Origin of the sequence: Pseudomonas brassicacearum subsp. neoaurantiaca (assembly GCF_013608025.1) — a bacterium.
GTDB lineage: Bacteria > Pseudomonadota > Gammaproteobacteria > Pseudomonadales > Pseudomonadaceae > Aquipseudomonas.
Genome location: NZ_VDLV01000018.1, coordinates 1 through 6,200, shown reverse-complemented (window position 1 = coordinate 6,200; position 6,200 = coordinate 1). Strand labels below are relative to the sequence as shown.

Genomic DNA, 6,200 nt, shown 5'->3' with positions numbered 1-6,200 from the left:
ACGCACTAAAACCCACCCCCCAGTCACAAGCCGCCAAGTCAGTCGAAAAAAACCATACAGCCACCCCCGCCTCACCCGGCACCGACATGAGGGCGGCGACCGACGCCAGCCAATCTAAGATCGTGCCCCCCACACCCGCCATTCCATCAAAAACCAACAGCGCCGCAACGAAACCCACCCCCCAGTTGCAAGCCGCCAAGCCAGCCGCGAAACCTAATAAGGCCATCAGCGCGCTGCTCGGCACCAACGAGGCCACCGCCGCCGACGCCATTGACCAACTGAGCGCCTACGACATCGCAGCCCTGGGCAATGTCACCTTGAGCAGCATCGCGCCGATCAGTACTGGAATGCTCTCGGCCATGGGCCAGAAAAACCCGGAGAGCGTGCACTCCGACGGTCAGGTCTGGGTCCAGGCCATTGGCAGCAACGGCAGTCTCGCCAAGGAACTGGGCGACTATGCCCTCAAACATTCGACAAAGGGCCTGATGCTGGGAACCGACTGGGCTGTCAGCCCCAATTGGCGACTAGGCATCATCGGCAGCAAAACCCAGACACGCCTGGACAGTCACCAGTTCGACGGAGCACTCGATAGCTGGCTGGTCGGCGCGTACGCCTTGCGTCAGGACGGGCCGGTGGCGCTGCGCCTGGGTTTTGTTCATGGCAATCATGACGGCAGCACCAACCGCCACGTTGCGTTCAACGGCTTCAAGGATCGTCTGAAGGGCCGCTACGACGCCATAACCCAGCAAGCCTTTGGGCAAGTCGGCTACAACTTGGAGATAGCTCGTTTCAATATCGAACCCTATGCCCAAGTCGGCTACCAACGCTACAAACGCGAGGGCTATACCGAAAAAGGTGGGGACGCTGCATTGCAGTACAACGACCAGACCCAGGAGCATTTCAGCAGCGACTTGGGCCTGCGCCTCGCCCGCCCCTTCCTGTTTGACCGCGGCATGAGCTTGACGCCGCGCCTGGATGTCGGCTGGAAGCACCGCTACGGCGACGTCAGGGGTCGCTCTCATCAACGCCTGGCTAGTGGGGGCAAGACCTATGTCATCCAAGGTGTCGAACTGGACCGTGACAGCGCGTTGCTGCAGGCAGGGCTGGACCTGGACGTTTCGCCACGCCATACGCTGGGATTGAGCTACAACGGCGAAACGGGCCAGGACAATCGCAACGGTGCGCTGATGGGGCAATGGCGAATGATGTTCTGACGGGCAAAAAAAGGGGAGCACCTGCTCCCCCGAGGTAAAACGTTGCATCGAGGCTGTTTGAATCAGCCTTCGATTTCGACGAGGATCTCGCCCGGGTTGACCCGGTCGCCCTTCGCCACATGAATGGCGGTGACCTTGCCGGCGATGGCCGCCTGGACTTCGGTTTCCATCTTCATGGCTTCGGTGATCAGTACCGCCTGGCCAGCCTTCACCACGTCGCCCTCCTTGACCAGCACATCGACGATGTTGCCCGGCATGGTGGTGCTGACATGGCCCGGCGCAGTGGCTTGCTTGCGCTTGCTGCTGCCGCCGCCGACAAATTCGTTGAGCGGTTCGAACACGACCTCTTCGGGCATGCCGTCGATGGACAGGTAGAAATGACGCTTGCCTTCTGCCTTGACGCCCACGCCAGTGATATCGACGCGATAGGTTTCGCCGTGGACGTCGATGACGAATTCGGTCGGTACACCTTCGCCGCCCGCAGAGCCCACGCTGCCCGCCTCTGGGATCGGCAGCAGTACTTCCGGGGTCAAGGTGCCGGCTTCGCGCTCTTCGAGGAACTTGCGTCCGATGTCCGGGAACATGGCGTAGGTCAGCACGTCCTCTTCGGACTTGGCCAAGGCACCGATTTCGCCGCGCAACCGGGTCATTTCCGGCTTGAGCAAATCGGCCGGACGGACGTCGATGACATCTTCGCTGCCGATCGCCTGGCGACGCAGCTTCTCGTTCACCGCGCCGGGTGCCTTGCCGTAGCCGCCTTGCAGGTAGAGCTTCACTTCGTTGGTGATGGTCTTGTAGCGCTCACCGGCCAATACGTTGAAGAACGCCTGGGTGCCGACGATCTGCGACGTCGGGGTGACCAGCGGCGGGAAGCCGAGGTCTTCTCGTACTCGCGGGATCTCCGCCAACACTTCGTTCATGCGGTTCAGCGCGCCCTGCTCTTTCAACTGGTTGGCGAGGTTGGAAATCATCCCGCCCGGTACCTGGTTGACCTGGACGCGGGTGTCCACGGCGGTGAACTCGCTTTCGAACTGGTGGTACTTCTTGCGCACGGCATAGAAATACAGGCCGATTTCCTGCAGCAGCTCCAAATCCAGGCCAGTGTCGAACTCGCTGCCCTTGAGGGCGGCGACCATCGATTCGGTACCCGGATGGCTGGTGCCCCAGGCGAAGCTGGAAATCGCCGTGTCGATGTGGTCGGCGCCGTTCTCGACAGCCTTGAGCTGGCACATCGCGGCCAAGCCGGCGGTGTCATGGGAATGGATGAACACCGGCAAGGACTGCTCGGACTTCAGCGCTTTCACCAGCTCGCCGGTAGCGTATGGCGTGAGCAGGCCGGCCATGTCCTTGATTGCCACCGAGTCGCAACCCATGGCTTCCATCTGCTTGGCCTGGGCCACGAATGCCTCGATGGTGTGCACCGGGCTGGTGGTGTAGGCGATGGTGCCCTGGGCGTGCTTGCCGGCAGCCTTCACCGCTTCGATGGCGACCCGCAGGTTACGCACGTCGTTCATCGCATCGAAGATACGGAACACATCGATGCCGTTGACCGCCGCCTTGGCGACGAACGCCTTGACCACGTCATCGCTGTAATGGCGATAACCCAGCAGGTTCTGGCCGCGCAGGAGCATTTGCAGGCGAGTATTGGGCAACGCGGCACGCAGTTGGCGCAGGCGTTCCCACGGGTCTTCTTTCAGGAAGCGCACGCACGCATCGAATGTTGCACCGCCCCAGACTTCCAGAGACCAATAGCCGACTTTGTCGAGCTTGTCGCAGATTGGCAGCATGTCTTCGGTGCGCATGCGGGTGGCGAGCAGCGATTGGTGGGCGTCGCGCAGGATTGTGTCGGTAACGTGGATCTTCTTGGACATTGTCATGATTCCTTACAGGCCTGCGTGGGCGGCAATGGCGGCGGCGATGGCCAGGGCCAACTCTTCGGGTTTGCGCTTGATCGAGTAGTTGGTCAGTTCAGGGTGGCTTTCAACGAAGCTGGTATTGAATTGGCCGCTGCGGAATTCTGGATTGCGCAGGATTTCCTGGTAATAGGCGGCGGTGGTCTTGACCCCTTGCAGGCGCATGTCATCCAGCGCTCGCAGGCCACGGTCCATCGCTTCTTCCCAGGTCAATGCCCAAACCACCAGCTTCAGGCACATCGAATCGTAGAACGGCGGAATGGTGTAGCCGGTGTAGATCGCCGTGTCGGTGCGCACGCCCGGGCCACCCGGGGCGTAGTAACGGGTGATCTTGCCGAAGCTGGGCAGGAAGTTGTTTTTCGGGTCTTCGGCGTTGATGCGGAACTGCAACGCAAAGCCACGGTGCTGAATGTCTTCCTGCTTCACCGACAGTGGCAGCCCGGAGGCGATGCGAATCTGCTCACGGACGATGTCGATACCGGTGATTTCTTCGGTGATGGTGTGTTCCACCTGCACTCGAGTGTTCATCTCCATGAAGTACACCTCGCCTTCGGCGAGCAGGAACTCCACGGTGCCGGCATTCTCGTAGCCCACCGCCTTGGCGGCACGCACCGACAGGTCGCCGATGTAGGCGCGCTGCTCGGGGGTCAGTTGCGGGCTCGGGGCAATTTCGATCAGCTTCTGGTTGCGGCGCTGGATCGAGCAGTCCCGTTCGAACAAGTGCACCACGTTGCCGAAACTGTCGCCCAGGATCTGTGCTTCGATGTGCTTGGGATTGACGATGCATTTTTCCAGGAACACTTCCGCCGAACCGAAGGCCTTGGTGGCTTCGGAGATAACGCGCGGGAAGGCCTGCTCGAGTTCTTCGCGGCTGTTGCAACGACGGATACCCCGACCGCCGCCGCCGGAGGTGGCCTTGAGCATCACCGGATAACCGATCCGGTCACCTTCAGTCAGGGCTTCTTCGATACCCGAGACGTTGCCTTCGGTGCCCGGCGTGACCGGTACGCCGGCCTTGATCATGCTACGGCGCGCTTCGGTCTTGTCGCCCATGCGGCGAATGACTTCCGCCGACGGGCCAATGAATTTGATGCCACGCTCAGCGCAGATGTCCGCCAGTTCGGCGTTTTCCGAGAGAAAACCGTAGCCGGGGTGCAACGCATCGCAGCCGGTCTCCACCGCCAGGTTCACCAGTTTGCGCGGGTTGAGGTAGCCGGCCAGCGGATCGGCGCCGATGCTGTGGGCCTCGTCCGCACGCTTGACATGCAACGCATGGCGGTCCGCGTCGGAGTAGACCGCGACCGAGCGAATGCCCATCTCGGCGCAGGCGCGCACGATGCGGACGGCAATCTCACCACGGTTGGCGATCAGGATCTTTGTTATCAATTGGAGGTTCCCTTGAGCCGGTGATACCCACGGCCTGGGTTCAGGCCGATGCGTGACCAGATGTAACAATTGGTCGCAGGTCCACACTAGTCCCGGCCGGGGATTAACAAAAATGAATAATTATTGGGTCACGCATAAGCAAAGACTTATAGTTGCGCTATTCGTCTCGGCCCAGAGTGTTTGAAAAATGCGTAAGTCATTGATGCGTATGACGTTGCGTCAGTTGCAGATCTTCAATGAGGTGTGCGATTTGCGGTCCTACAGTCGCGCGGCCGATGAAATGTCGCTTACGCAACCGGCCGTCAGCCTACAGATTCGCTCCCTTGAAGAGCTTATTGGTCAGCCTTTGTTTGAGTACGTTGGCAAGAAACTCTACATGACCGAAGCCGCAGAAGCGTTGCAACGCGCCAGCCGGGACATCTTCGGGCGTCTGGAGAATCTCGACATGCAGCTATCGGACATGCAGGGTTCGCTGCAGGGCCAATTGAAGCTCGCGGTGGAATCCAGCGCCAAGTATTTCGTCCCGCATCTGTTCGCCGCGTTCAAGCGCCAGCATCCGGAGGTCAACCTGAACCTCACGGTGGTCAATCGCGGCCAAGTCATCCGACGGCTCTCGGACAACCGCGACGATCTGGTGATCATGTCCATGGTGCCCCAGGACATGGGCCTGGAGTTCCTGCCGTTCCTCAACAATCCGATCGTTGCCGTGGCGCCACCCGATCATCCGTTGTGTCACATGGGCCCGCTGCGCTTGCAGGACCTGGAGCCTTACACGCTACTGCTGCGCGAACCGGGCTCCGGTACACGGCTGGCCTGCGAAGAGTATTTCAAGGAAAAACGGGTGCATTTCACCCAGACACTAGAGGTGGCGTCGGCCGAAGCCCAGCGCGAGTGCGTGGTGGCCGGGCTGGGCGTGGCACTGTTGACGCGCCACGCCGTGAGCCGGGAACTGTCGTCCGGCGCGCTCATCGAGTTGCCGGTAGAGGAATTGCCGCTGTACCGCAGTTGGTGCCTGGTTCAGGCCAGGGCCAAGCGCCTGTCACCGGTGGCCCACGCCTTCCTGGCCTTCGTTCGCGGTGAGCGTGCGCAGATCATCGGCCTGGTTGAACGTTTCGACGGGAAGCCGCCGGTGTTGCCTGCCAGTAATTGAATTCAACCGCGTCAGGAAATTCGCTGATTTCAGCCAGGAGCTGGCGCTGCTCGAAACGGTCTTCGATCGCGCGACGGAACGCCATGCGGCGCTGGTCTTCCTGCTGACGACGGGTTTTGGCGGCGCTGCGTTCTTCGTAGGACTGGGTCATGTCGAGACTCCCAAGACGTATACGGGAGCTTCACGATGACGGCGCGGCATGACGATTTGGCGGCGCGAGGGTTACAGAACGATGAATTCAGGGGAAATGATCCCTTGTGGCGAGGGAGCTTGCTCCCGCTGGGCTGCGCAGCGGCCCCCAACGATTTTTCCGGATACACCGCATTGGCTGGTTTGCGACTGCTGCGCAGTCGAGCGGGAGCAAGCTCCCTCGCCACAAAAGCCCCTGACTTCCAGGATCAGTGCTCAGTCGTCCAGCGCCTTCACCGACTTGGGCGACAACCGCAGGCTGCGAAGGCTGCGCTTCACGCTCTTGAGGTGGTTGACCAGGCTCGGACCACGCGCCATGGCGACGCCCATCGCCAGGACGTCGATCAC

At 61.0% G+C, this 6,200-nt stretch carries 5 protein-coding genes and 1 pseudogene; 2 read left to right on the top strand and 4 right to left on the bottom strand.

Translation table 11 applies throughout. From position 1 onward, the window contains the following. Positions 1–1,214, top strand: a 1,214-nt coding sequence (locus FHK92_RS13445) for an autotransporter outer membrane beta-barrel domain-containing protein (RefSeq protein ID WP_258232664.1), incomplete at its 5' end; no start/stop codon positions are given. Between the two features lie 62 nt (positions 1,215–1,276). Here FHK92_RS13445 and oadA read toward each other — a convergent pair. After that, positions 1,277–3,085 (bottom strand): sodium-extruding oxaloacetate decarboxylase subunit alpha, encoded by a 1,809-nt coding sequence (gene oadA / locus FHK92_RS13440; protein WP_181288470.1) that lies wholly within the window; start codon positions 3,083–3,085, stop codon positions 1,277–1,279. Positions 3,086–3,097: 12 nt separating this feature from the next. Continuing rightward, positions 3,098–4,513, bottom strand: coding sequence for an acetyl-CoA carboxylase biotin carboxylase subunit (locus FHK92_RS13435; protein WP_003206982.1), 1,416 nt, complete (start codon positions 4,511–4,513; stop codon positions 3,098–3,100). A gap of 187 nt (positions 4,514–4,700) precedes the next feature. On the opposite strand from FHK92_RS13435, the gene FHK92_RS13430 reads away from it, so the two are divergent. Then, positions 4,701–5,663 (top strand): LysR family transcriptional regulator, encoded by a 963-nt coding sequence (locus FHK92_RS13430; protein ID WP_181288469.1) that lies wholly within the window; start codon positions 4,701–4,703, stop codon positions 5,661–5,663. Here the strand turns inward: FHK92_RS13430 and FHK92_RS13425 are convergent. Together FHK92_RS13425 and FHK92_RS13420 are read right to left on the bottom strand one after the other, a co-directional pair. Continuing rightward, positions 5,605–5,814: a PA3496 family putative envelope integrity protein gene (locus FHK92_RS13425; RefSeq protein WP_181288468.1), complete on the bottom strand. Its 210-nt coding sequence runs from the start codon at positions 5,812–5,814 to the stop codon at positions 5,605–5,607. The two genes, FHK92_RS13430 and FHK92_RS13425, sit on opposite strands and share 59 nt — an antisense overlap. 254 nt (positions 5,815–6,068) lie before the next feature. Then, a pseudogene (locus FHK92_RS13420) lies at positions 6,069–6,200 on the bottom strand (transcriptional regulator); the annotation flags it as partial.

Excerpts from the sequence above, each read along its gene's own strand:
- oadA (WP_181288470.1), bottom strand. The coding sequence starts at position 3,085 with ATGTCCAAGAAGATCCACGTTACCGACACAATCCTGCGCGACGCCCAC.
- FHK92_RS13430 (WP_181288469.1), top strand. The coding sequence starts at position 4,701 with ATGCGTAAGTCATTGATGCGTATGACGTTGCGTCAGTTGCAGATCTTC.
- FHK92_RS13425 (WP_181288468.1), bottom strand. The coding sequence starts at position 5,814 with ATGACCCAGTCCTACGAAGAACGCAGCGCCGCCAAAACCCGTCGTCAG.